The 25296-nt window shown below is 40.2% G+C and carries 21 protein-coding genes; 5 read left to right on the top strand and 16 right to left on the bottom strand.

The window, feature by feature from the left end; genetic code table 11:
- Positions 1 to 258: 258 nt before the first annotated feature.
- The gene (locus LJY09_RS05745) at positions 259 to 3447 is read left to right on the top strand and encodes a S8 family peptidase (protein ID WP_155010312.1); all 3189 of its coding nucleotides are present in this window, start codon (positions 259 to 261) and stop codon (positions 3445 to 3447) included.
- Between the two features lie 40 nt (positions 3448 to 3487).
- Here the strand turns inward: LJY09_RS05745 and corA are convergent, their stop codons facing one another.
- Entirely contained in the window at positions 3488 to 4459 is a 972-nt protein-coding gene (gene corA, locus LJY09_RS05740; protein ID WP_013055874.1) for a magnesium/cobalt transporter CorA, read from the bottom strand.
- A 614-nt stretch (positions 4460 to 5073) separates the two neighbouring features.
- Between corA and LJY09_RS05735 the strand changes: the two genes are divergently transcribed.
- Both LJY09_RS05735 and LJY09_RS05730 read left to right on the top strand, forming a co-directional pair.
- Positions 5074 to 5442 carry a PilZ domain-containing protein gene (locus tag LJY09_RS05735; protein WP_115653295.1) on the top strand — a complete coding sequence of 123 codons (369 nt, stop codon included), beginning with the start codon at positions 5074 to 5076 and terminating at the stop codon, positions 5440 to 5442.
- A 79-nt stretch (positions 5443 to 5521) separates the two neighbouring features.
- Positions 5522 to 6352, top strand: coding sequence for an LCP family glycopolymer transferase (locus tag LJY09_RS05730; RefSeq protein WP_224979952.1), 831 nt, complete (start codon positions 5522 to 5524; stop codon positions 6350 to 6352).
- Between the two features lie 50 nt (positions 6353 to 6402).
- On the opposite strand, the gene LJY09_RS05725 is transcribed toward LJY09_RS05730, so the two are convergent.
- The 6 genes from LJY09_RS05725 to LJY09_RS05700 all read right to left on the bottom strand — a co-directional run bounded on the left by LJY09_RS05725 (position 6403) and on the right by LJY09_RS05700 (position 12995).
- Entirely contained in the window at positions 6403 to 7047 is a 645-nt protein-coding gene (locus LJY09_RS05725) for a cupin domain-containing protein (protein WP_228307587.1), read from the bottom strand.
- 110 nt (positions 7048 to 7157) lie between these two features.
- Positions 7158 to 8480, bottom strand: coding sequence for an MATE family efflux transporter (locus LJY09_RS05720; RefSeq protein ID WP_205689713.1), 1323 nt, complete (start codon positions 8478 to 8480; stop codon positions 7158 to 7160).
- A 62-nt stretch (positions 8481 to 8542) separates the two neighbouring features.
- Complete coding sequence (locus tag LJY09_RS05715) at positions 8543 to 9676, bottom strand: DUF2087 domain-containing protein (protein WP_228307586.1); 1134 nt, start codon at positions 9674 to 9676, stop codon at positions 8543 to 8545.
- Between the two features lie 403 nt (positions 9677 to 10079).
- Positions 10080 to 10538 carry a VOC family protein gene (locus tag LJY09_RS05710; RefSeq protein WP_099331360.1) on the bottom strand — a complete coding sequence of 153 codons (459 nt, stop codon included), beginning with the start codon at positions 10536 to 10538 and terminating at the stop codon, positions 10080 to 10082.
- A gap of 262 nt (positions 10539 to 10800) precedes the next feature.
- Complete coding sequence (locus LJY09_RS05705) at positions 10801 to 11664, bottom strand: GRP family sugar transporter (protein ID WP_014461163.1); 864 nt, start codon at positions 11662 to 11664, stop codon at positions 10801 to 10803.
- 353 nt (positions 11665 to 12017) lie between these two features.
- On the bottom strand, positions 12018 to 12995 hold the full coding sequence (locus tag LJY09_RS05700) for a carbohydrate kinase family protein (protein ID WP_014461164.1): 978 nt from the start codon (positions 12993 to 12995) through the stop codon (positions 12018 to 12020).
- A 455-nt stretch (positions 12996 to 13450) separates the two neighbouring features.
- Between LJY09_RS05700 and LJY09_RS05695 the strand changes: the two genes are divergently transcribed.
- Positions 13451 to 13777 (top strand): cyclic-phosphate processing receiver domain-containing protein, encoded by a 327-nt coding sequence (locus LJY09_RS05695; protein ID WP_034653683.1) that lies wholly within the window; start codon positions 13451 to 13453, stop codon positions 13775 to 13777.
- Between the two features lie 217 nt (positions 13778 to 13994).
- Here the strand turns inward: LJY09_RS05695 and LJY09_RS05690 are convergent, their stop codons facing one another.
- From LJY09_RS05690 to LJY09_RS05670, 5 genes are all read right to left on the bottom strand, one after another.
- A complete protein-coding gene (locus LJY09_RS05690; RefSeq protein WP_099330722.1) occupies positions 13995 to 14831 on the bottom strand; it encodes a formate/nitrite transporter family protein in 837 nt (278 codons plus the stop codon).
- 24 nt (positions 14832 to 14855) lie between these two features.
- Positions 14856 to 15626: a uroporphyrinogen-III C-methyltransferase gene (gene cobA / locus LJY09_RS05685; protein WP_228307584.1), complete on the bottom strand. Its 771-nt coding sequence runs from the start codon at positions 15624 to 15626 to the stop codon at positions 14856 to 14858.
- 71 nt (positions 15627 to 15697) lie between these two features.
- On the bottom strand, positions 15698 to 16024 hold the full coding sequence (gene nirD / locus LJY09_RS05680) for a nitrite reductase small subunit NirD (RefSeq protein WP_013055862.1): 327 nt from the start codon (positions 16022 to 16024) through the stop codon (positions 15698 to 15700).
- A gap of 18 nt (positions 16025 to 16042) precedes the next feature.
- A complete protein-coding gene (gene nirB, locus LJY09_RS05675; protein WP_228307582.1) occupies positions 16043 to 18457 on the bottom strand; it encodes a nitrite reductase large subunit NirB in 2415 nt (804 codons plus the stop codon).
- Positions 18458 to 19066: 609 nt separating this feature from the next.
- Positions 19067 to 19813, bottom strand: a complete 747-nt coding sequence (locus LJY09_RS05670) for an SGNH/GDSL hydrolase family protein (protein ID WP_228307581.1) — start codon at positions 19811 to 19813, stop codon at positions 19067 to 19069.
- Positions 19814 to 20264: 451 nt separating this feature from the next.
- Between LJY09_RS05670 and LJY09_RS05665 the strand changes: the two genes are divergently transcribed.
- The gene (locus LJY09_RS05665) at positions 20265 to 20756 is read left to right on the top strand and encodes a sigma-70 family RNA polymerase sigma factor (RefSeq protein WP_228307580.1); all 492 of its coding nucleotides are present in this window, start codon (positions 20265 to 20267) and stop codon (positions 20754 to 20756) included.
- A gap of 106 nt (positions 20757 to 20862) precedes the next feature.
- Here LJY09_RS05665 and LJY09_RS05660 read toward each other — a convergent pair whose 3' ends face one another.
- The 4 genes from LJY09_RS05660 to garR all read right to left on the bottom strand — a co-directional run bounded on the left by LJY09_RS05660 (position 20863) and on the right by garR (position 25285).
- A complete protein-coding gene (locus tag LJY09_RS05660) occupies positions 20863 to 21342 on the bottom strand; it encodes a competence protein ComK (protein WP_228307578.1) in 480 nt (159 codons plus the stop codon).
- A gap of 139 nt (positions 21343 to 21481) precedes the next feature.
- On the bottom strand, positions 21482 to 22840 hold the full coding sequence (locus LJY09_RS05655) for a GntT/GntP/DsdX family permease (RefSeq protein WP_013055857.1): 1359 nt from the start codon (positions 22838 to 22840) through the stop codon (positions 21482 to 21484).
- Positions 22841 to 22946: 106 nt separating this feature from the next.
- Positions 22947 to 24386 (bottom strand): four-carbon acid sugar kinase family protein, encoded by a 1440-nt coding sequence (locus tag LJY09_RS05650; protein WP_228307577.1) that lies wholly within the window; start codon positions 24384 to 24386, stop codon positions 22947 to 22949.
- Positions 24383 to 25285: a 2-hydroxy-3-oxopropionate reductase gene (gene garR / locus LJY09_RS05645; protein ID WP_228307574.1), complete on the bottom strand. Its 903-nt coding sequence runs from the start codon at positions 25283 to 25285 to the stop codon at positions 24383 to 24385. The genes LJY09_RS05650 and garR overlap by 4 nt, the downstream gene beginning before the upstream one ends.
- Between the last annotated feature and the right edge of the window lie 11 nt (positions 25286 to 25296).

Raw genomic sequence — 25296 nt, 5'->3', positions numbered from 1 at the left:
ATTCTGCTTTTAAAAATATTTCTCATTCCCTTCTTCCCTTTTCAGCGTACTTTCGCCTCTTATAAATAGGCTCAATCTTTATTATTCCAATTTTTTCTACTTTTTGCAACTAGGACTTATCTCACCATTTTTTATGCCAGATTAATAACTTGACAAAATACTAAAATAAGCAACAGTAATTATTTACAAGTTTTTAAACTTTATGGTTTAATAGGTATGTAATTCCTGTTTTTTACTATATTTTTTTGGAGGTTTAACATGAAAAAAGGGTCAATTTATCGTTTTATTGCTTTTGCTTTAATGTTCACCTTGTGTTTTAGCCAATTAGGCTTACTGAAAACACAAGCAGCAGGCAATCCTCCTGCTAATGAAAAAACATTAAGCATTGGTAAAGCAGCAAAAGGAACATTTACAGAACCAGAACAAACACATTGGTACAAAATTAATCCTTCTAAGCAAGAGGTAGCAAAGTTTTCACACTACCGAATTAAGCTTCAAAGTGATGATGAAGTAAACATCACGGTTTACTCTAGCCTTGAAAATGCCAAAAACAACGTGGCATTTGACCGTTATATGGGATACTCCTACAAAGATGAGCCTGCTCAGCTTGATTTTCCAATCGCTTGGACTGGCCCTTATTATGTGAAAGTTGAGTATTATGGAAGCGAAGACGACATGATTGAAGAAGATGCGGAAGATGGTTCAACTTCTCCAGAACCACAGCCGGAAGAAAAAACAGAAGTTCCATATACAATCAGCTATGAAGGCGCTTCACTTCCTCCTTCTCAAATGATGGAAGAAGAATGCCCGGCTGAATTAAGTACAAGCCAAAAAGAAAACGGAAAAGGTATTTTAAAAGATTTGCGTACGATTCGTGACGCTGTGCTTTCAAAAACAGCAAGCGGAAAAGACCTTTCTTCTCTTTACTACAAAGCCGCTCCGTTTATCAGCTCTAAAATGATCATCGATAAATCGATGCGCGAACAAGTATACAAAGATTTAGTTCAGCTAAAGGGTCTATTTACAGATGTAGCGAAAAACGGCGCATCAAGCACATATATGATTACAAGTGCTGATCAAAAAGCAATCAATGATTTATACAGCATCGCTTATAAATCCGTTCCAGCTGCTTTAAAGAAAGATTTAGAAAAAGTAGCAGCGCAGACAAAATTAAAAGACGTTACGGACTTAAATGTATCGTCTGTATTAGTAAGAGCTAAATTAGTCAGCGCAAACAGCGTTTCAACAAAAGCGGAAACTCGCTATATTGTTAAATTAAAAGATGGTGCAAATGCTAAATCATTTAAAATAAAAGCACAGTCAAAATCAGCAAGCATTGAGTCTATTAATCCATTAAAACAATCAGCTGCTTCTTTTGATAATATGTTTGTTATTCAATTAGATGACAGCAATGGAAAAAGCTTCAGCACGTCGTCTGCTCAAGGTAAAATGACGGCAAAACAAATTCAGGCACTTCCTGAAACTGAATTTATCGAGCCGGTTCAAGAGTACCATGCTCTTTCAATGGATTCACAATATCCGTATCAATGGTCATTAAACAACACGGGTAAAAATGACGGTACTCAACATGCCGATATTCAATATGAATCGCTTGAAAAATTACTAAACGGTCAAAAATTAAAAGATACGGTTATTGCTGTTGCCGATACGGGCGTCGATTCATCACTTGCTGATTTAAAAGGCGTCGTGGATACAAAAACAGGCTATAACTACGTGGATCGTTCGTCGAATGCAACTGATGACAACGGACACGGAACTCACGTAGCAGGTATTATCGCAGCCTCTGCAAACAATAACTATTCAATGGCCGGCATTAATTCTCACGCGAAAATTTTACCGGTTAAAATTCTAGACGCATCTGGAAGCGGAGATACAGAACAAATTGCGTACGGTATTAAATACGCGGTTGATCACGGTGCAAAAGTTATTAACTTAAGCCTTGGCGGATCTTACAGCCGCGTGCTTGAATATTCATTAAAATATGCATACGACCATAACGTAACGGTTGTAGCAGCAAGCGGAAACGACGGTATGGAAGAGCTCTCTTACCCAGCTTCATCTGCCTATGCGATTTCAGTAGGCGCGTCAAACCGTTTAGATATCGTATCTGACTACTCAAACTATGGAAAAGGATTAGATATTACAGCTCCAGGCTCTGATATTCCAAGTCTTGTTCCAGACGGAAACGTTACTTATTTAAGCGGAACATCAATGGCAACACCTCACGTGGCAGCCGTTGCGGGATTATTGCTATCACAAAACCCAGGCTTAAAGCCAAAAGACGTTGAAAAACGCCTAACGGATACAGCTAAAGATATTAAATTCGATGAAAAAGATGCTCCTGTATACGATGACGAAGAAAGTCCAGCAGAACCTCCTGCTCCAGGCTACGATTACGTATCAGGATGGGGACGTTTAAATGCGTACAGCGCGGTAAGTGCACAGCAGCTGCAAGCGCAGGTAAATACATTTGTCAGCACGCAAAAAACAGTAACAGGTAAAGCTCAAAGCGGTTCAACTGTTAAAGTAATGAACGGCTCAAAAACACTTGGCACAGCCAAAGCTGATGCAAAAAATACGTTCTCTATGAACATTCCAGCTCAAAAAGCTGATACCGTTTTACAAGTGGTTGTAACAAACGGTAAAGCAAGTACAAGCATTCGTGCAGTTGTTCAAAAAGCACCTGCCAAACCAGCCGTAAAAGCCGTAACGAATAAAGATGAGTATGTAACAGGAACGTCTAAAGCGAATTTTACGGTAAATGTTAAAAACAGCGCCAAAAAAGTGATTGCTTCAGGAAAAGCTGACGCAAAAGGCGCGTTCAAAGTAAAAATTCCAAAACAAAAAGAAAACACAGTCTTGTACATCACGGCTACAAATAGCCAAAAACAAGAAAGTGAAGAAGTAAAAGTAACGGTGCGTGACGTTATTGCTCCAAATGCACCTAAAGTAAATCCAGTCAGCGACGCAGATACGGCTATTAAAGGATCAACAGAAGCAAACGCGTCCGTTGTAGCGAAAGTGAACAATAAAGAAATCGGCAAAGCAAAAGCCAATGCCAAAGGCCAGTACAGCATTGCCATTAAAAAACAAAAAGCAGGTACAGCAATCAGCGTAACAGCAGCAGACGCAGCTAACAACACAAGTAAAGCTACGATTGTAAAAGTAAGCGATAAAACACCCCCTGCTGCACCAAGCGTAAATGCTGTCACAACAAAAAGCACGGCTGTAACGGGTAAAGCAGAAGCAAATGCTACCGTAACAGTAACAGTAAACAAAAAAAGCATTGGCTCTGCTGCTGCTAACAGCAAAGGACAATACTCAGTAAAAATTAAAAAGCAAAAAGAAAAAACAGTTTTAAGCGTAACCGCAAAAGACAAAGCGAACAATATGAGTAAAGCAACAACAAAAACAGTGACAAAATAAAGAAAAAAGGCGCTTGGCTTATGGCCAAGTGCCTTTTTTGTTATAACAGCTGTTTGTTTTTAAAGTATTTCCACATTCCCCACGTTAACACAATTAACATAACAATAATAACAGCAGTAGCCCAGTGGGAATTTTGATATGGAATTGGTACGTTCATTCCAAAAAATCCGGTTACGAACGTTAGCGGAAGCATAATCGTTGAAATTAACGTTAAGACATTCAGCTTTTCAGATGAAGTTGCATTGGTAATAGAATAATACGTATCAAGTGCACTGTTTACGAGGTCTCTAAATGTTTCAGCAGAGTCTACAATACGCTCCAAGTGGTCAAGCAGGTCAATGTAGAAAGGAACATTTTCTTCTCGTATGTCGAATTTCCACTTTCCATTAACCGTTAAGAAAATTCGGCGCTGAGGCAGAATAACGCGACGGATTAAGATAATCGTTCTTTTTAACGCCAAGAACTCTTCCGTCACTCCGCGCACTTCTTTGTTGTAGATTTCATCTTCTAATTCATCAATACGCATGTCAATTCGGTCTAAAATCGGAAAATATTCGTCCGTGATGCCATCAATCAAAGCATATAGCAAAAAGTCGGCGCCGCGGTTCATAAACTTTGGATAGCGTGAGCACACGGCATCCATTTTGCGAAGCCAGCCCATTTTATGTTTATGAATCGTCACTACGTAATTTGATCCGACAAAGGCATTTAACTCAAGCGTCGTAATCTCGTCATCACTTTCTTCGTTATAGCGAAGCGCGTGAAAAACGAAAAATTTATAATCTTCGTAATCATCCATTTTAGCGCGAGGACTGTCGTGTAAGCAGTCTTCAATCGCCAATGGGTGAAAATCGAATAATTTAGCAATTTGAGCAAGCTCTTGTCCGTGGACATCATACAGATCAATCCACAGCAAATTATCAGGATTGCGCAATTTCTCATGCACGTCTCCTAAATCAAGATTCGTTACCATTTCTTTTGTTTCATCATCATATAAGTATGTTTTAATCATTGATTTTTCACCTCACATCATTGAGGCATTAAGGAGTATTTTCCTTCGTTGAAATGAGAGGAACACATACACCTTTGTTGCCCCTATCTTGTTTTGCAGTAACCTTCATCGAAATGGGGTCATCAGTGCCCATTCATCTCACCTCCTAATTAGTTGAAGGAACGCTGACTTGTAATACAGCTACTTCACAAAGTTTAATTTTAACATACAATCCAACTCTAGCGTAGCGCTTTTTTCAAAACCTTTTCCTCTCTATTTAAAGTTTCAAACAAAACTTCCGATACTATAAAAGCAAGTTATTATGCCCTTATTTTATAAAAGCCCTACTAGTGTATCCACTATTTAATAATACAATAGTACTTACAAACAGTAACCACTACCTCAGACCTCTCGAATACTCCCACAAAGGTCCACCTAATCGTAGACGATCAACCCCGCAAGGGGGATCGTCTACGATTAGGTCTAGAATATCTACCATGGCCGCCCTTTGGTCATGGTAGATATTCTACATCGATAAACATTATATGGGGGATGGGGAAAAACGTGTAGGAATTTTTAGACTTTCATCGAATACTTACTTAACAAACTTAGATTACGAAAAGGACTGATGATACATGCATTTTAAACGTGAAGAACCGTTTCGCTTTTTATTCGAGACTCCCATTGTTGGAACGTTTTCCATTGCTAAATACGACAACAAAGAAATCGATTCTAAGCCAGGTCCTTTGTCTGTTATCGACCTTTCACCAAAAGGAATCAAAATAATTACGCCGCTTGATTTACCTATTTTCAACCATCAAATTCAGCTAAAAATCAGCTTTTATTTAAATGAAAAACCCATCCATATTACCGGACTTTGCGTGTGGAAAGAAAAACGGCACACTGAATACCTTTATGGCATTGAAGCGTTTAACGATGTGGAAGAACAAGCAATCTTAATTACAGAACTCAAAACCTACGCCAAGAAAAAGCAAGATAAGTAATAAAAATAGCGCTCATTTGTTTTACTCCCCTTTTAAGATGGCAATACTACGAACGACTTCGATAGAAAAAGGTGAGACGATGAGCAGCAAAGCAAAAAAAGAGTGGATTGGCGGTCTCGTACTATTTTTACTCGTCAGTTTTGTCAGCATCACATTTGCAGGCTATCATACGGTGAAAGCTGCCGTTGATCAAACGTATGTACCGCTTGAGCATGGTAACAAAACACACGTCAATTTGAAAAAAGGGCAACCGTTTTCCCTGCTTTTAATTCAAGAAAACCATCAAAATACGTCATTTGTGTATATGACTGTTAATAAACAGCATGAATCAATAAAGATGACCCACTTGCCAGGGTCAACTCAGCTCGGCAATGAAACCCTGCGAACTATTTATCACCAAGGAAATATGAATGCTGTTATAAAGAAAGTTGAAGCATATGCAAAGCTTCCTGTTGATTATTATGTCAAAATGGATCAGCAGTCAGTCGTCGATGCTGTAGATAAATTAGGCGGCATTATCGTCACAAACAAACGTGCTTTTGAACATAGCAACATTGTTTTTCCAAAAGGATCCATTCGCCTTAACGGAAAAGAAGCGCTTGTTTTTTTAAAGGAGCGTAATGAGCAAGACATCTTTACTGCCCATGAAAGACAGCTATCTGTAGCGAAAGCTATTTTCAGTCAAGCAGCTACGATTCCCAATGTTACAAAGCTGCATTCCCTTGTATTTACGCTGGCTGATCATATTGAAACCAATGCAACATTTAATGATATCAAACGGATTCAAAAAACCTACAAACCGGCAGTTTCCCATGTAGATAAGCAGCAGTTTCCGCAAAACGAATGGAACCAAAAACAAGTCACAACGCGACTGCACAAGCACTTAGAACGTGAAGAGCTGTTTTTATAAAAGACGCCTCACGAAAAAACCATTGACCACAGGCTCAATGGTTTTTTATATTACTCATCTTCAGCAGGCACCACTTTTTCATTTATTTTAACCACAATTCTTTCATCCCGTTCATCTTTGAGATAGCTCTTTTGATAAAAAGAATGATTATTAGGCGGTCCAATCACAACTGTATCCGTAATCGGAGCGACGGCTTCTGCTACTTCGCTTGCACTTACTCCGTATGCTTTTTGAAACACAATCGGAGGCGTTAAGCGCAGCACGTCGGATCCTTCTGTAGATTCAAATTGATCATTGTTAAAAAAGAGATGCAGATGCGCTTCTTCCGATAGCGGTTCAATCCAATGCCACCAGCCCATCGGTATAAAAACAACTTCGCCTTCTTTTATTCGGTAATTGTGCATGCTGCTTGTATCAGGGTCCAAGATAGACACCTGCACTTCACCTGAAACAACGACATCTAATTCCCACGCATTTGGATGCCAGTGTGGTTCTCTCATATGCCCTTTCGTCATATATAAATCAACAAAAGCACCTCCGAGCATAGCAGGCAGCTGAGTTGAGGTTAGTTGATACGCTATATTTTGGTCGTTTCGTTTGAACAGGACATTTTGCTTATAATTCACTGACAGATTAGGCGTTCCTGAGCTTTTTTTGATATTTGAATTATCCGGCACAAATCCAGATTTACTCATAGTGTCATACCCTCTTTTCATTAAAAAGTTATATGCACTATCCTATTAAAACTCTTAGCTAAGGGTGTTTTAATTAGGAAAAATAAAAAACGAGCGCTTCCGCTCGTTTTTTATCCGACAAGACGTTCAATTTTCTTTTTCTTCCATACAAATTGATAATAGCTGTACTGCAGGATTAAGCTGACAACAAACGCCGCTGGATATCCAATCCAAATCCCTTTGATTTCAAGAGACGTGAACTGCGATAACACGTAGGCTACGGGTACTTCTACACACCAAATAGCCATAATACTAAATACCGTAGGCCAAAGCACCGTACCGCTTGCTCGCATCGTAGCGGTAATAATTTGCGCATGACCGAAAATCAAATAGCTCCACAGCGTGATCACTAACAGCTCTTCGGCGATATGGAGCGTGTGCTGACTTGTTAAAAACAGAGCTAAAATTTGATTAGAAAAGAGATAAATAAGTAAAATCAATACGCTGCCAATAACGTAATTCAGCATAATTCCAGAGCGGATCACTTCTTTTAAACGCTCAAATTTATTGGCACCAATCGACTGCGCCGCAAAAATAGAAACCGCAATTCCTAAGCTGATTGCCGGCATTTGTACATAGCTTGCTACTTGGTTCACCGCTCCGTACGCCGCTGTAGCGTCTGAGCCAAATCCGTTTACAAATGTAATGACCGCAATTTCAGAAAGAGAAACTAAAATCATATTGATACTCGCGGGAATTCCTAAACGCATAAGCAGTTTTAAAAGCGTTCCGTCCATTTTTAATGAAATAGATGAGTCAAACTTTAACGGATGATTTTTCTTGCGTAAATAAATGATCATAATAATGAACGTTAATACAGTTGAAAACACGGTTGCATACGCAGCGCCGTACACGCCAAGCTTTGGCACTCCGATCCATCCAAAAATTAAAATTGGAAGAAAAATGAGGTTTAAGACCGTACTCACAACTAAAAAGTAAAAAGGCGTTTTGGAGTCGCCGGTTCCGCGCATAAACGTCGTATAAACAAAGTATAAAAACAAAACAGGAATCGCCACAAACAAAATGCGCGCATAGTGAACCGTTACGTCAATAATATTAGCGGGCGTCCCCATAATCCGAAGAATCTCCGGAGCAAATATGCTTCCCAAAACAGCAAGCACAATTCCGACTAAAAATGTAAACGTGAGCGTGGTACCGATAATTTCTTTGACTCGTTTTTCATTTTGTGCCCCGTACGCTTGCCCGATTAAAATGGAACTTCCTGACCCAATTCCAATTGAAAACGACACAAGCAGAAAAAACAGAGGAAAAAAAGCGGAAATAGCGGCCAACGCATCAACTCCAAGCGCTCTTCCGACAATAATACTCCCCGCCAGCTGCCCAACGGACTGCATGGCGTTACTTAACATGAGCGGAATCAAAAACACAAGCATCAGCTTACTGACGGATTTTTCCGATTCCACTACTTCACTTTTTACATCTTGATTCTTCACACCTATTTCTCCTTTGTATCAGCTTTCGGCGAATGATAGCCTTTTTCGCCGTAAGGCTGCAGCTTCTCTAACCATTTCGCTTCTAGTTTTAGCAAATCCTTTTTTGAAAGTGCTTTTTCTTCTTCTCTTTTAATCGTTTCCAACATCTCAATTGAAAAAGCATCCGCTCCGTACGTATTCCACTCGTTTTGAAGCTCTTTATTTTGATGAGTGTTCGTCTTTAACGTGAACTTTACGCCGTTTAACGTTTTGATGTTAGGCGTAGAGCCAATGTAAATCTTATCGTTGTGAAGGTTTTTTATTTGATACACGCCGCCTTCTGTTTTTACTTCTTTCGCTAGCTGTTTCATTTGTTTTTTATAGTCTTTCGAATCAGTACTCATCTCTGTCTCTCCTTTTCTCCAGTAGCTGCTTCCGTCTGCGCTGCGCTCTAAGAAACCGTACTCAATTAAATAGCGTCGCAGCACCGCATAATCGTCATAAAAAGGTGTTAACCTATCATTTACTTCTTTTTCGGTATACGTGCTACCAAAATCAAAATGCCCGCTTAATTCTTCAAGAACAACAATACGGTGTTTTTCTTGCAAATGAAAAGTACGAAGCGGTCCGTTTAAACCTTGAGGAAAATTCTTCGCTAAAATTTTTTCACGCTCTTCATCACTGACGCTGTAGCGCTGACTTCTTCTAGTCGCAGTATTTGTTACGGGTACCGCCTTCTCTTCTTCCCCGTCGTTTAACAGTTCCATCAGCGTTAAAAACACTTTTGCCTGACGCTCTTTTTTCTTTAACGTAAAGCGGTGATTCCGAATGGTGGATGAACTGCCGATTCCCATTTCTTTTTGAATATCACTATCGCTTTTTCCTTCTTTAAAAAACTTCACTAAATTTTTTTGATGATCAGAAAGACCGGTTACCTCTTTATCTAGCCCTATCAAATGATGAAACACAGACCCGTGCTGCTGTTCAACATGAAGCTTCATATAGCGTTTTGCTTCATAAAAAACACCTTCCACCGGATAAATAATGCCTTTTTCAATACTTTCACCGCACAGTAAGCAGTGGTAGTGATCTTCGCTTTCCCCGTATCCTTTTTTCATATCTTCAAAAGATGATTCCCAAAACAAGTCGTTTACCATTTAAATAGACACCTTTCTATTTTGTTTATTAATTTATAAACAAATATATTATATGTTTATTAATATGTCAATTCTACGTTTATGATACATAAAAAAGTTGAGACATAACGAAATCAATCCAACCTAAAGACGAACAAATGGGATGCATGAGCTCACATAGATTGCTTATGACACCGCAGTTGATTCCCGTGCAAGGCTTCACTTTCCGCAGGCGGCCGGTGAGCCTCCTCGTCACTTGCGCTCCTGCGGGGTCTCACCTATTCCGCTTTTCCCGCAGGAGTCTTCGCCTTGCCTTCCAATCAACTGCTAGAAAGACCTACACATATGAAACCTACGTTTACCATAACTAAAAAAACGAACCGCTAATCAAACACGTTGATCAGTGGTTCGTTTTTCACTTGTGCTAAAATAATTTCGTCCTGGTCTCTTTATTCCATTCACTTAAATACGGAAAATCCTTAAATACAACGGGCTCATCATCCAAAAGCGTAAGTAATTCCAAGCTGTTACCGTCAGGGTCATTAAAATACACGCACGCTGCCGGCATCCACGTATGAACAATCGGCTCTGTCTGCGCCTTTCCAAACGACGTTTCTTCCGGTTCAATGCCTTTTGAACGCAGCCACGTTAACGCTTCATAAATATCTGCTGCTTCAATTCCAAAAGCAAAATGACTTCTTTTCAACTCTTTTTCATCGGTTTCCCAAAGCCCGAGCATCTGCTTTTGTTCCCCAACAAAGAAAAAAGCACAGCGCCTCTCTTCAATTTTATGAACAAACGTCAGCCCAAGACGTCTATAAAACTCAATCGAATCCTCCAAACTCCGCACCTGCACATGCGTCTCATAAATACTCTTAATCATAGCCTCTCCCCCATCCTTTCCTACTACTATAAGCCATTTCACACCAAACAGCTTCCTAACAAAGAATGAAAAACAATCAGCCTTAAGAACGAGAAACACTCACACAAACGTACAGCTTGGAAATCTCCAAGAGCACTATGGGTTTGACTTTGAATTTGACTAAGGGTTTGAGGCTACCCCACAAGGGGTGCCTCAAACCCTTAGGTCTAGAAAAACCCCCATGGCTGCACTTTAGCCATGGGGGTTTTTCTACATCGATATATTAAGCGTGGGCTTTTGCGAGGCCTATGCAGATACCGCCTGAAATAATCAGCACACTCGCAAGAGATACATAGAATAATTGACGCTTTGTTTTCTTTTCTCCCAAGAAGACAATACCGCCAAAGATAGAAATAACAATACCCATTTGCGATAATGAAAAGCTTGTTGCTACGCCTAGTCTTGATTGAGATAAGAATAAGAACATATTTCCAGATGCCCAGATTAGACCTGGTAAGATATTACGAATCGTATATTTGTTAAATGGCTTATGTTTGTATGTAATGATTAAACCGCCAATTAACATACCAATTGCTTGCGGGAATAGAGCTGCCCATGCGTCTACGTTAAAGATACGTGCGATAACTACGTAAACTAAGAATCCAAGACTTGAAATGATAAGAGTGATAACTCCTTTTTTCGTTTGTCCCGGAGTCCCTTGTGCTCCTTCTTTTTTACCGTCTAATGAAGAAAGCACAACGCCTGCTAGTATTAAAAGAATTGCAATAGATCCAAGCACAATCGTTTGAAGCGTTGACCATTCTTTGAATACAATAACACCAAAAAGAGCTGTTGATACTAATTGCATACCCGTTGAAATCGGCATTGACTTTGAAACACCAAGGTATGGAACACTTTTAAACTGATTGCTTTGACCTACTGACCAGAACAAACCTGAAACAATCCCGACAATAACAAGCGTTGGCGTTAACACCGGCTGAACAATCATAAACTGAACAAATGAAAGAATCAAAGCTCCAATAATTGTTCCAAGCGTTTGACTGTAAGGCCCACCGCCCATCTTCATACTAACTAAAATCATGCTTCCCCACGCAACGGAAGGAAGAACACCTAGCAAAATATCCATCTTTCTCTTAACCTACTTTCCTATTTCTAATCTATGTACATCGTATGTAACGACCTGCTGCTTTTCTTTTACCAAGGGCTACACGCTTGTTCTCTCTCGAATATTCCCCCAAAGGTCTAGAAAATATATAACGTTTTCATAAATGGTGGTAAAACTGCTATTTCTTGCTGCTCGTATTATACTAACACGAACATTTATTATTTAGCTAGAAATTTTTTTGATTATTTTTTAAAAACAGAAAAAATTTTTTTCTTCTTACTCCGCAGCTCACTTCTTCCTCTTATGTGATCTGCAATCAGCAGAAACTAGCGCCTCTGCTGATTGAAAATAAGAAGAGATAAAGCCTTTTCATTTTAGTTAGCTACAGGCTTACAAAATTGCTCGACTACTTCTTTGGCTGGAATGGAACTGATCGCACCTTTTCCAGTTGTCGTTAAGGCACCGCTTGCATTGGCAAAGCGCAAAATAGCATCGTGGTCTGAGTCAAGAATAGCTGTTAAGTTTTCTTGTGACACATCGCGGCTTAATAGCTGATAAAGGAATCCGCCAATAAACGCATCTCCTGCACCTGTTGTATCAACAACCGCTACTTTGTAACCGTTTGATTCATAGACAGCTTCTTTTGTATAAAGCGTTGCGCCTTCTGCACCTTTTGTGAACACAACTACTTGAACGTCACCTGTAAATAGAGACTGAATTGCTTGCTGTTCATCTTCAATGCCTGTGATAAACGCTAGCTCGTCGTCTGAAATTTTGACAATGTGCGCTTGAGGAATAAATTCTAAAATTGTTTGACGGCATAGCTCATGATCTTTCCACAGTGGAAGACGTACATTTGGATCAAAGCTGATAACTCCGCCTTTTTCTTTCATGCTTTTAATCGCTTTCATATGAGCGTATTTCATAGGACTTTCAACTAAATCAACCGAACAGAAATGAAGAAGATCGTTGCTTGCAAACCAATCAGGGTTAATTTCGTCTTCAGTTAGCAATAAATCTGCTGAAGGATTACGATAGAAGCTGAAATCTCTTTCTCCGTCTTCACGCAGGGAAACGAAAGCTAAAGCTGTGTTTGCTTCTTCTGTACGATAAACCATATCAGTACCTACTCCTACTTCACGAAGCGTATCTACTAGAAAGTCTCCAAACGCATCTTCTCCAACTTTTGTAATAAGCGCTGACTCATTACCGTATGTAGCAACAACTGCCGCAACGTTTGCCGGCGCTCCCCCTGGCACACGCGTAAACGATTCCACTTCTTTTAATTGAAGACCTTTTTGAGCTGGAATCATATCAATTAATACTTCACCGATACTAAATAACTTACCCATTCTATTCACCTTACTTTTCTTTTTTGTCATATTGTCATACTATGTTCCAAAAAATCCTTAAATCAAATTATACGTCCCAAACATCTTTTTCGTAAAGAGAAATTTCCAATTTATTTTAAAAAAATCGCAAATTATCGTTTTTTTCTCACAATCTTTTATTCATTAAACCTTTTCCATCCCTTGTTAAATCTGGGATTTAAAAGACCTTGTTAAACAAAAATCACAGAATAAAAAAAGTTAATTTCCAGTTTAAACTGTTTATTTATTTACTTTTCGTTCGACATCTCTTTCCTTATTTCCTGTTTATTCGCCGTGAATATGCAAATAATGATAAAAATTCGTGTTTTTACCCCTATTTAAGAAGGAATAGCTTAAAACGTGTCGAATAGACTTAGGTAGGTATATGACATTATGTATGTTACACTAAATACAAGGCAAGGAAGGGAGAATCAGTCATGAAAATCAATGTTTTTCTAGACGACTATCGCAAGTGCCCTGACGGTCATGTTTTAGCCGAAACGATTGACGAATGTATTGACCTGCTAAGGTCATTCGATGTTGAACATTTGTCACTCGATCACGATTTACTCAGCAAGACACGGAATGGATTAATGCTCGTGCATTTTATGGTAAAGCACCATTTATATGCCGATCGAATTACGATTCACTCCGCTAATCATTTAGGCAGCAAAGCAATGTACAACTGCTTTAAAGATGCTCAAAAAGAGCATAAAATGCCAAACAACATTAAAATTCTAAGATGCCCTCTGCCTCTTCGATGATATCTGCACCCTCACACATTCATTTCAACAGAATCTGTTCGGATTCAATTCTCACAGACTTCCTGTTTCTATAAAATGAAGAACAATACTGCTTGTTCGATACGTATAGATGTGAATACGCTTTAAGCAGTTTATATTATATAGAAGAAAACCGCTCTAAAATACCGTTATGTTAGCTTTAAAAGCAGACTATATGGTACAAAGGGCGGTTTTTTTGCTATTTAGACAGTTTAGCAGAATCCAAGTCAGCTGAGAGAGAAGCCGGCTGCTTTTTAGCTTCTTTTAGCTGCCTAGCGTTTACAAACCAGTAAACGCTTCCTACAAACAGTCCTCCCCCTACGATGTTTCCGAGCGTAACAGGAATTAAATTATGCAGTAGTCCAGCAGCCGAAATCGTATCGGGGTGTGGAAGCAATAAAGCTAGGCCAAGAAACGTCATATTTGCCACGCTGTGCTCGTATCCTGAAGCAACAAATGCAAACAGCATCCAAAAAATAAGCATGATCTTTGCCGCATCGCTTTTAGTGCGCGAAGCGGTCCAAATCGCCAGACAAACAAGCCAGTTGCAAAGGATGCCGCGAAAAAACAGTTCACTAACCGGCAAATTCATTTTTTTAGCTGCCAGCGTCATGAGTAAATGGTTCGGTTCAATTCCTTTAAACAAACCGGTTCCGGTAATTAACAAACAAAGCCCAAACGCTCCTATCGCATTTCCGATAAAACACCACGTCCAGTTTTTGAACGTATCTTTCCATGTGGTGACTCCCGATAGCGTACTGACCGTATAAACCATATGATTCCCCGTAAACAATTCAGCTCCTGCAAATACGACAAGCAGGAGAGCAACAGCAAATGATAACCCTATCACAAGAGAAACGACCGGTAAAGAAGCAGAAGCTAAAGGCGCTCCTACCGATAGAGCTAATATAACGCCAAGTCCCACGTAAGCACCCGCAAGCACAGCTAACAGCAAATAACTCGGTAAATGATCATTCACAAGCTTCGTTTTTTCACGGGCTAACTCATTCATTGACTGCAGTGAATTCTTAAGCAAAAGCGTTCCCTCCTTTTATTCATCTTAGACGCATACTTTTTCTTCTGTTTTTTCCAAAAACCAAGAAAGAGCAGAAGCTTGCTTCACCACTTCACCAATCACAATCATCGCAGGATTACTCACTTGCTGTTCAGCAGCCGTATCTACGATGGTACCAAGAGTGCCTGTAACCGTGCGCTGATAAACCGACGTGCCTTGTTCAATAAGAGCGACCGGCGTATCCGCGCTTTTTCCGGCGTCTAAAAGCTGACGGCAAATATAAGGCAAGTTTTTAACGCCCATGTAAACCGCAAGCGTATCAACTCCTTTTGCTAAATGCTCCCAGCGAATACTTTCCGGCTTGCCGCTCAAACAGTATCCCGTCACAACGGCAAACGAACGGCTCAGCTCACGATGCGTCACAGGAATTCCAGCATAAGCCGGTGCCGCGATGCCTGCTGTAATACCTGGAACGATTTCAAATGGAATTCCATGCTGAGCGAGCACTTCTGCTTCTTCACCGCCTCTTCCGAAAATAAACGGATCTCCGCCTTTTAACCGCACGACGGTATTTCCTTTTCTTGCGTAGAATACAAGCAAATCATGAATATCCTCTTGAGAAACGCAGTGATCACCAGGCTTTTTCCCGCAGTAGACGAGTTCGGCTCCTTCTTTTGCATACTGAAGAAGAACAGGGTTCACTAAGCGGTCATATAAAATAACATCTGCTTTTTCTAAACACTTTGCTGCTTTTATTGTTAGCAAATCTGGATCTCCTGGTCCAGCTCCTACAATGTACACTTTTTCTGTTCTCATTTTTGCTTCGCTCCTTTTAGTGTGTCCCCTTGAATTTTTGTGGCGCGTTGAAAATCAACGCGCCACGTTACTTATTCTTCAATTAAAAGATACAGCAAATCTCCTTCAACAGACGCTTCGTACGTGTCTACACATCCGCTGTCAGGCTCTTGTACGTTACCGTCATGCAAGCAAATTTTCCAGTCGTGCATCGGACAGAACACCGAGTCGCCGCTCACGATCCCTTCACTTAGCACCCCGCCTTTATGCGGACAGCGATTTTCAATTGCCCGTATTTTTCCGCTTGATAGCTTAAACACCGCAATTTCTTTTCCATTTACTTTCACTGTTTTACCAAGGCTTACTGGAAAATCATGAATCGACCCTACGCATACTTTTGTAATATTTTTATTCACCATCTTTATTTCCCCCCAGCTTTATGATGTGACAACTGTTTCGAACAGCTCTTTTTTCGTCTTTTTGCTTTCGACGATTTCTTTCCAAGGATCACGGTACGTAGATAACGCTTCGTCCATACGCATATTCAGCTCTCTTCTCGTCTCAGCGTCATCAAGCACTGACTGAATGTGCGAAAGTCCCATGCGCTCAATCCATGCAGACGTACGCTCTAAGTAATTAGCCGTTTCTCGGTAATACTGCAAATAAGCTCCTGTGATGTCCATCAATTCTTCGTCTGTTTTTACTTTATACAACAAATCTCCGCCGCGAAGATGCGTACCTCCATTTCCGCCCACGTAAATTTCCCAGCCGCCGTCAATTCCAATAAAGCCAATATCTTTAATACCTGACTCAGCACAGCTTCTTGGACAAGCAGATACAGCCATTTTCACTTTATGAGGCGTCCATAGTCCTTCAAATTTTTTCTCAAGCGCAATTCCAACGCCCATTGAATCCTGCGTGCCAAAACGGCAAAACTGTTCGCCGACGCATGTTTTCACCGTTCGCAGCGACTTACCGTACGCGTAGCCAGAAGGCATATCTAACTCTTCCCATACGCTAGGCAAATCTTCTTTTTTAACACCAAACAAATCAAGACGCTGACCACCCGTCACTTTTACGAGCGGAATTTCATATTTATCAACAACATCTGCAATTTTTCGTAAATCTTCTGCGTTTGTGACGCCTCCGTACATGCGAGGAACAACAGAATACGTGCCGTCTTTTTGAATATTGGCGTGCATGCGTTCATTCACAAATCGTGATTCGCGTTCATCAACGTATCCGATTGGATTCACCATACCTAAATAATAGTTCAGCGCCGGACGGCATTTCGAACAGCCTTCTTCATTGTTCCATTCAAGTACATTCATAACTTCACGCGTATGCGAAAGTCCCTTTGCTTTGATTTCTTCGACAACTTCATCTCGTGAAAGAGTCGTACAGCCGCAAATCGCTTCTTTTTGAGCCGTAGCGTCAAAGTCAGCGCCAAGAGTATGCTGAAGCACTTCCGCTACAAGCGGTTTACATCCTCCGCAGGAGCGAGAGGCACTTGTACAAGCTTTGATTTCATCAACTGATGAGCATCCTTGTTTTTGGATAGCTTCCACAATCGTCCCTTTTGTTACGCCGTTACAGCCGCAAATAATATCATCGGCTCTCATGCTTGCTACTAAGCTTTCACCCGCGTTACCGCCAGATGGCTGTAAAATCGACACTTTTGCGACATCGGATACATCTTCTTGCTTTTGAATCATTGAAAACAGTCGATTTCCGTCGCTGCTGTCTCCAAAAAGAACGGCTCCTACGATTTGATTGCCTCGCAGAACAAGCTTTTTATAAATGCCGTCTTGTTCATCGAACACTTTGATCGCTTTTTTCTCTTCATCTTCCGTGAAGTCTCCTGCTGAAAATACTTCAACACCTGATACTTTTAGCTGCGTTGATAAAACTGACCCTTCATAAGGCACTTTTTCTGCCCCGCAAATCGCTTTGGCTAATGCTTTTCCTTGTTCATACAGAGGTGCTACTAGCCCGTATACCATTCCTCTATGCTCTGCACATTCTCCAACCGCGTAGATGCTTGGGATATCCGTTTGCATATAATCATCCACGACAATTCCTCGGTTTACGTTAAGTCCCGCTTCTTTTGCAAGCTGAACGTTTGGCTTAATTCCAACGGCCATTACGACTAAATCAGCGTCTAAAAACGTCCCATCTTTGAAAGATAATCCTTCAACTCGTTCATCGCCGACGATTTCCGCCGTTTGTTTTTCAAGCAAAAACTTCATGCCTTGTTTTTCTAATTCGTTTTGAAGCAATTTGCCGGCGGTTGGATCGAGCTGACGTTCCATTAAATAAGGAGCTAAATGAATCACAGATACGTCCATCCCCAAATTTAACAGTCCGCGCGCTGCTTCTAATCCAAGCAGTCCGCCTCCAATAACCGCTGCTTTTTTATACTGCTGAGATGCCTGCACCATTTCATCCGTGTCTTTTATATCTCGAAAAGCCGTAACTCCTTTTTTATCTGATCCTGGAATCGGAAGAATAAAAGGAAGAGAGCCCGTTGCTAAAATTAATTCATCATATGATTCTACTCTGCCGCTGTTTGTCGCTACTTCTTTTTTTACTGAATCGATACTAGTAACCGTTTCGCCCGTATACAATGTAATATTGTTTTCTTGATACCAGTTCCAATCGTTTAACGTAATGTCTTCAACATTTGTATCTCCTTGCAGCACTTTTGATAGTAAAATACGATTATAGTTCGGATGCGGCTCGCTTCCGAAAATCGTAATTTCAAAAGCTTCGTTTGAAACCTTCAATACTTCTTCAATCGCTCGAACTCCAGCCATTCCATTTCCAATCAATACGAGTTTCTTTTTTTGCATCTTCCATTCCTCCCCTGGCGTCTATACCTGCTTGTTTCAAAGATATATTTCCTATGCATCTTTAAAGATATATTTAAGATATATGAATTTTCTGAATCGTTCAACTTATGTGTTAGGTTATCTAACACAGTTACGATATGTATGCGATTCCATTACTTTAACAGCTAGCAAAAAAAATAAGTGGTCTAATTACGTTTTAATTTGGATCATCCTTTGCATTTTATTTTGTGATGTTTTTCACAACGTTAATGTAACAAGAATAAATAACCTGAGCTATGATAAAAATCACTCCTAAATGTGATAAGTCAAAAATAAAAATCTTGAAAATTCTTTATAAAGAATTTTTTAAACAAACCGTTCTTTATAGTGTTTACTATCACTCTAAGATTCTTTATAATGAAATAATAAAACCTTTTTAAAGAACAGAATGGAGAAGAAGAATGCCTCTTGTAAACAGCAAAAAAATTTGGACACCTTTAGAATTTTGGGGATTTAAACTTTATAGGTGCAAAAATAACAAAAGCTATTATTATAAAACGAAGAAAAGACAAAACCTAATCAAATTATAAAAAAACCCCCCTATTTCACATGAAATAGGGGGGTTCCTCTTTATTTTCCTATGAACCAATTAACTAGATACTCTCCCCACACTTCATTTCCTTTTTTCGTTAAATTACCGCTGTCTTTATTTATATACTCTCCTAAATGAAACGGCCAAATGAGCGAGTGATTCATATAATACACCCAGTTTGCTTCAGAGACTCCCCTGATCGCTTCTACCCCTTCTTCATAGGACTCGGTTTGTGAAATATACGGCTGTGACGGCTGAATCATAAGGGTTTTTTTCAAGTCTTTGAGCTGATGAATTAGCTTGTCTGTATTTTCAAGCGTTTCATCTAACGTAAGGTGCTGATAGTCATTTTTAAGAGGTGCTTCAAACAGAATAATGTTTGGCTGAAGTTGATTAATTTGATCGGCAATATGTGAGGATAAAAGCTCATCCGTTGTCCCGTTACCATATGAAAGGGTTTTAACCGTAAATACATCACTTCCATATGTAGCTGCTAGCTCTTTTTTTAACTGCTGAGGCCACCCTGCTTCCTTTGCAGATGTGGCAATTACAAGAGTCAAAGGTTTTTTATTTGCGATAGATGATTGGATTTGCTTTGTGATAAAGTCTGGAAGATTTTTTGTATAAGCAGATACATCGGAAAACTGTTTTTCTTTATGTACAACAGCAGTTTTTACTTCACTTGCCTGCGCTTCCGTTTGCTCCTGCCAGTGCTGCGTCCCCGCATACATCACCGCCCCGCACAAAACAGCCGCCGCCACATTTACCCCAACCATCGCCTTCATTCAATCTCCCCTTTACACATTCTTCTTACAATCTCAGCAACTTGCTTTCATAAAGAAGAACGCAAAATTAGTAGCTCCTGCGAATATACCCTCAAAGGTTCACCTATCCGGATGAGACTAGCCCGCAAGGGAGGGTCTCATCCGGATAGGTCTAGCAACTCTACCATCACCGCTCTTCCGTGATGGTAGAGTTGCTACATCGATAATAGATATAGAAATAATTATAGATTAGTAGAAATTGGAATGGGGGACCTTTCGTACGTAAAATCTCTACAAATACACGTATACTTCGCATATTTCCTAGCGAAACGTGAAGTTTCCGGGGAAATTACGTCACGTTTCTTAAAAAGAAAACATAATGTACGCTCATTCGCACATGTGATCTTCCCCTTGTACAGTAGAGATACCGGCGGAATACAGCAAAAACGCGTTTTTGAAAAAGGAATGCTACATGCAAAAAAGCTCGTTTGATCAAATTGCTTCATCTTTTCATCCATTAATTGTATCGATGATTAGAAAGTTTCACATTTACAAAGACTACGACGAATATTATCAAATTGCGTTAATTGGTTTATGGAGAGCATATCAAAAATTTGATGAAAACAAAGGCTCTTTTTCCGCTTATGCCTACACAACCGTTCGCGGTACGATCCTTTCTCATTTAAAAGGCACCATTTTATACGAAGAACGTGAAACACCTGCTGAGCAGAACCTGCTTTCACTGAACGAAGATCCCGCTCTTCCCGTTCCGCTAGAAAATGAAATTATCAAGCAGCATATCGAACACTTAACGGGGAGAGAAAAAATCTATGTAATCGAACATCTGCTAGAAGGCTACTCGTATAAAGATATTGCCTATAAATACGGAGTCTCCACAGGAGCCGTTAAAAACTGGGGAAAAGCAGCTCGCAAAAAGCTAAAGGCCTCGCTTCTTCAGGAGTAAGAAAAGGAGGAAGCTTATGATAAGCTTCCTCCTTCCATTCATATGTGTAGTCCCATGCAACCGATTGTTCATATGTAGGACAAGTTCGTTTGATAAATCGAACGCACTACGCTAAAAAAAGCGGACTTTCTAAACAATAATTACGAATAACAGCTGCTCTGGCCAGCTTTTTTTCTAAACTATAATAAGAGAGTTTCACTGGAATGAACGTGCCGTCTTTGAAGTGAATCAGCATCGAGGGTGAATGAACTGTAGCAAGCGTGTGTGAAGTATGAACATGAGAGGCAAAAATCCAGGCGCAGCCATAGTCATTTGGCGAAGATGTCGGAAACGCAATGATGGCTTGTGAACGATTAATAACAAGCGGCGTAAGCTGTTTGTACGGAAACATTTTTCGAACGGCGGCGATGGAGCCGTTAAACGTACTTAATTCTCGAATACACGCTTCTTCTAATAATTGCTTACACGTCTTGCTTAGCATGTATTCTCCTGATGCATCTAGCACCTTTGTGCGGTGAATAGGATCATTCACTGGAATTAATGCTTTTGTTGTCAAACCAATTTGATAATTTTCAACATTTGTCATACATCTACCCCCTTTGCTACTTTATAACTATTCTATACTATCGAAACGGGAAAAATCTAGTCTTTTTTTCTCATTATTTGAAATATTTTGAATATATTTTATATCAAAGGAAAAAGCGCTGAAGCCAGCGCTTTTTCTCTTAGATAAAAATGTCTAAAATAAGAACCATTGCAAAAGCCGCAAATGATAGAATCGTTTCCATCACTGTCCACGTTTTTAACGTTTGAGCTACTGACATATTGAAAAATTCTTTGATTAACCAGAAGCCAGAATCATTTACGTGCGATAGCATCACAGAACCTGCACCTGTTGCTAATACTAGCAGCTCTGGGCTGACGTTTGGCATCGTTGCTGCAATTGGTGCGACAATACCTGCTGCTGTTGTCATTGCTACTGTTGCTGAACCAACTGCTGCACGAATTAACCCTGCAATTACAAACGCTAGCACGATAGGAGAAAGATGTGCATCTTGAGCAAATCCCGCGATCGCGTCACCTACACCGCTTGCTGTTAAAATTTTATTAAAACCGCCGCCTGCACCGATGATTAAAATGATCGAAGCAACGGGTCCAAGACATTCATTTGTGAATTTTAATAAATCGTCTTTGTTGTACCCTCTTGCAAAGCCGAACGAATAAAAAGCAAACACTAGCGAAATCAACAGCGCGACGATTGGACTTCCGATAAAGTTTGTTACGTAGCGAATCGTACTTGTTTCTGGATAAACAAACCCAGTAATTGTTGCTAAAAGCATTAATAGTACCGGTAGTAAAATCGTGAATAACGTAATGCCGAAGCCAGGAAGATCTTTATGCTTTGACTCTGTGAACTGCTCCATAATTTCACCCGTTGGCTCTACGTGAACACGGCGTGAAATGAACGATCCGTAAATCGGACCTGCCACGGCTGCAGCTGGAAATGCCACAACTAATGAATACAAAATCGTTTTACCTAAATCTGCTTTAAAGATATCTACCGCTAGCATCGCTGCTGGATGTGGAGGTACTAAACTGTGAACAACGGCTAAGCCGGCAATTAATGATAAACCAATTTTAATAAGTGACGTACCCGTATGCTTGGCAATTACAAACACAAGCGGAATTAATAACACAACTCCAACTTGGAAAAAGACCGGAATACCGCAAATAACGGCTACAACCATCATTGCCCAGTGTACGTTCTTTTCACCGAATACTTTAATTAACGTGCGGGCAATACGCTCGGCTCCGCCTGACTCTGCCATCATTTTACCTAACATCGTTCCAAGACCAAGAACAATCGCGATAAATCCTAATACGCTCGCTACTCCTTCTTGGAAAGCCGTTACGATATCAGGCAGCTTCATTCCTGAAATAAGACCCATAAACAAAGCCGCGACAATTAGTGCTACGAACGGATTTGTTTTAAACTTAGCAATTAAAAAGATTAGTCCGACAATCGATACAATCGCATACAGCAAAAGACTTGCTTCATGACTTAATCCGAATACTGAATTCATATGTTCATCCCCTTAGTGTGACCATTTTTCATGTACGTACATCCAAATAATGTATACGCTTTCAAATATTTTCTAAAGTGAACGCACCTCGTACGTTCACTTCTTTCTATTCACTTAGTAACTCAACCGTTTCACGAAGCGTTGTTTTAGCTCCAACATTCCCAGGGAAAATGATATACGCAATGCCTGGAAACTTGCTTTCCTCTCCCGTTACCCATACCGGAATGCCCGGCTTGATTTGTCCAGCTACCGTCGCACGCTTTACAGACAATCCGTTTACACCAATATCACTTGATGTAATGCCGCCTTTTGCAACGATAAAGTTTGGACGAACGTTTAAGCGGCGAACAATGCTTGTCACTGCATCTGAAATTTTTACAGATAATTTCAGCTCTTCTTCTTTTTTTCCTTCACCAAGATCTAAGCGCTCGCGTCTTGTATACACAGCCACCGTTTGACCTTGTGAAATAAGCTTCTCTGCTTCATTGATAATATGGTTCACTTCTTCTTCAAACTTTTCAGGTTCTAAGACAAGATGACAGTCAAATTCAATAAATTCAATGAAGCTGCATTTCTTTAATTCTTCCAGCTGCTCCGTTGTTTTTTTGACGTGTGACCCAACCATAATTAATCCGCCGTTTGACGACTTCTCTTTAATGAGCTCTTCTTTTGTTAAAAGGTCTTTGTCGCTCACGCCGCCCATTACTTTTGTTAAAGCCGCAGCGCTTCGATACATAAAATGTTTTCCAAGCTTCATCGCACGAAGAAGCGCAATCGTCACAACCTTTACGTCCACATAATCTACTGCGTTCACAACTACTTTGTTAAAGTCTTTCACTTCCATTAACTGATTTGTGATCGTCACTAAATCAAGTGCACGAATGCTCCCAAGGGAAATATACGTCGTATGACTTGCTTTAAATTTTCCTTCTGACTTTTCTTCTACCCACTCGCCTAAATGAGACTTACTGTAGCCAAACGTACGGTCTTTTGCAAACTCCGTTTCTCCTGCCGGCACTAAGTAGTCTTCATCCTGCACGTAGTGAATGTTATCAACTGTGAATCGTCCGCCTTCTTTAAAGAAAGGAAAAATCACTTCGCCGTCAAGCACTTGATTGGAGTGCTGTTCAACGTTTTTCTTTAATACTTCTGTTTCTAACGGATAGTGGCCGCGAAGAGTGGAATCACCTCTGCTGATAATTAAAAACTCTTTATCTACTTCAGCCGCTACCTCTGTAATAACAGCCGCAATGTCTTCGTGTGCTTTTTCCGTTTCAGAAGCGGTAAATCCGCGTGAATTTGTTAGAATAAAAAACATGGAGTTTTCTTCTAAAAACCCTCGCTTGATGCTGTCTTTGCTCCAATCTGTGTACACGGAAATACCGTTAACCGTTTGAACGCCCGTTGGATCATCATCTAGGACAATGATTTTTTGATTAAACGTCAGCAGCTCTTCGTCGAGCATTTTTTGTACAAGTGCCTCATCGACCGCTGGAATGTCTTTAAACACGTCGCTTACAAGACGTTTTTCATCTTGTTTAATCATGCTTCCACCTTCTTTTTCACTTCAACGTTTGCTAATTTTTCATAGTACTGCACAATTCCGCCGTGATCATCGCTTGCTTTTCCGTCTACTTTTAACGCGTGGAAAATTTCCACAAGCTGACTTGAAAGCGGAAGCGGTACGCCAATGTCATGAGCCGTTTCCATCACGTTTGTCATATCTTTTAAGTTAATATCAATGCGTCCGCCTGCTACAAAGTTGCGGTCTAAAATAAGCGGTACTTTTGCATCTAATACAGCGCTTCCTGCTAATCCGCCACGAATCGCTTGATACATTTTTTCAACGTCAATGCCTGCTTTAGCTGCTAATACAAGTGCTTCAGACATCGCTGCAATATTTAAGTTTACAATGACTTGGTTTGCAAGCTTCGCCGTTACGCCGCTTCCATTGTCTCCAACAAGCGTTACTTCTGCTCCCATCGCATGAAGAATGGATGAAATGCTTTCAAAGATATGTTCGTTTCCTCCGACCATAATCGCAAGCGTGCCGTCAATTGCTTTTGGCTCTCCGCCGCTAACCGGAGCGTCTAGCATATGAATTCCTTTTTGTGCAAGTTCAGCTGCAATTTCTTTTGATGCTACCGGTGAAATGGAACTCATATCGATGATAACGCTTCCTTCTTTGGCGCTATGAATTAACCCTTCTTCTCCAAGTACTACGCTTTTTACATGATGTGAAGCCGGAAGCATCGTGATCATCACGTCGCTGTTCACCGCAACTTCAGCAAGACTTGCTGCTCCAAATCCTCCTGCTGCTTTCACTTCTTCCACTGCTGCTTTATTAATATCGTAAACCGTTACCTCAAATCCTGCTTTTAATAGATTGAGTGTCATCGGTTTTCCCATAATTCCAAGTCCAATAAATCCAACGCGTTTTGTCATTTTCGTTTCCT

Source organism: Priestia sp. J2, assembly GCF_020790095.1.
In the GTDB taxonomy this organism is placed as follows: Bacteria; Bacillota; Bacilli; order Bacillales; family Bacillaceae_H; genus Priestia; species Priestia zanthoxyli.
The sequence above is the reverse complement of the archived record's forward strand: the minus strand, read 5'-3'. Positions and strand labels throughout refer to the sequence as shown.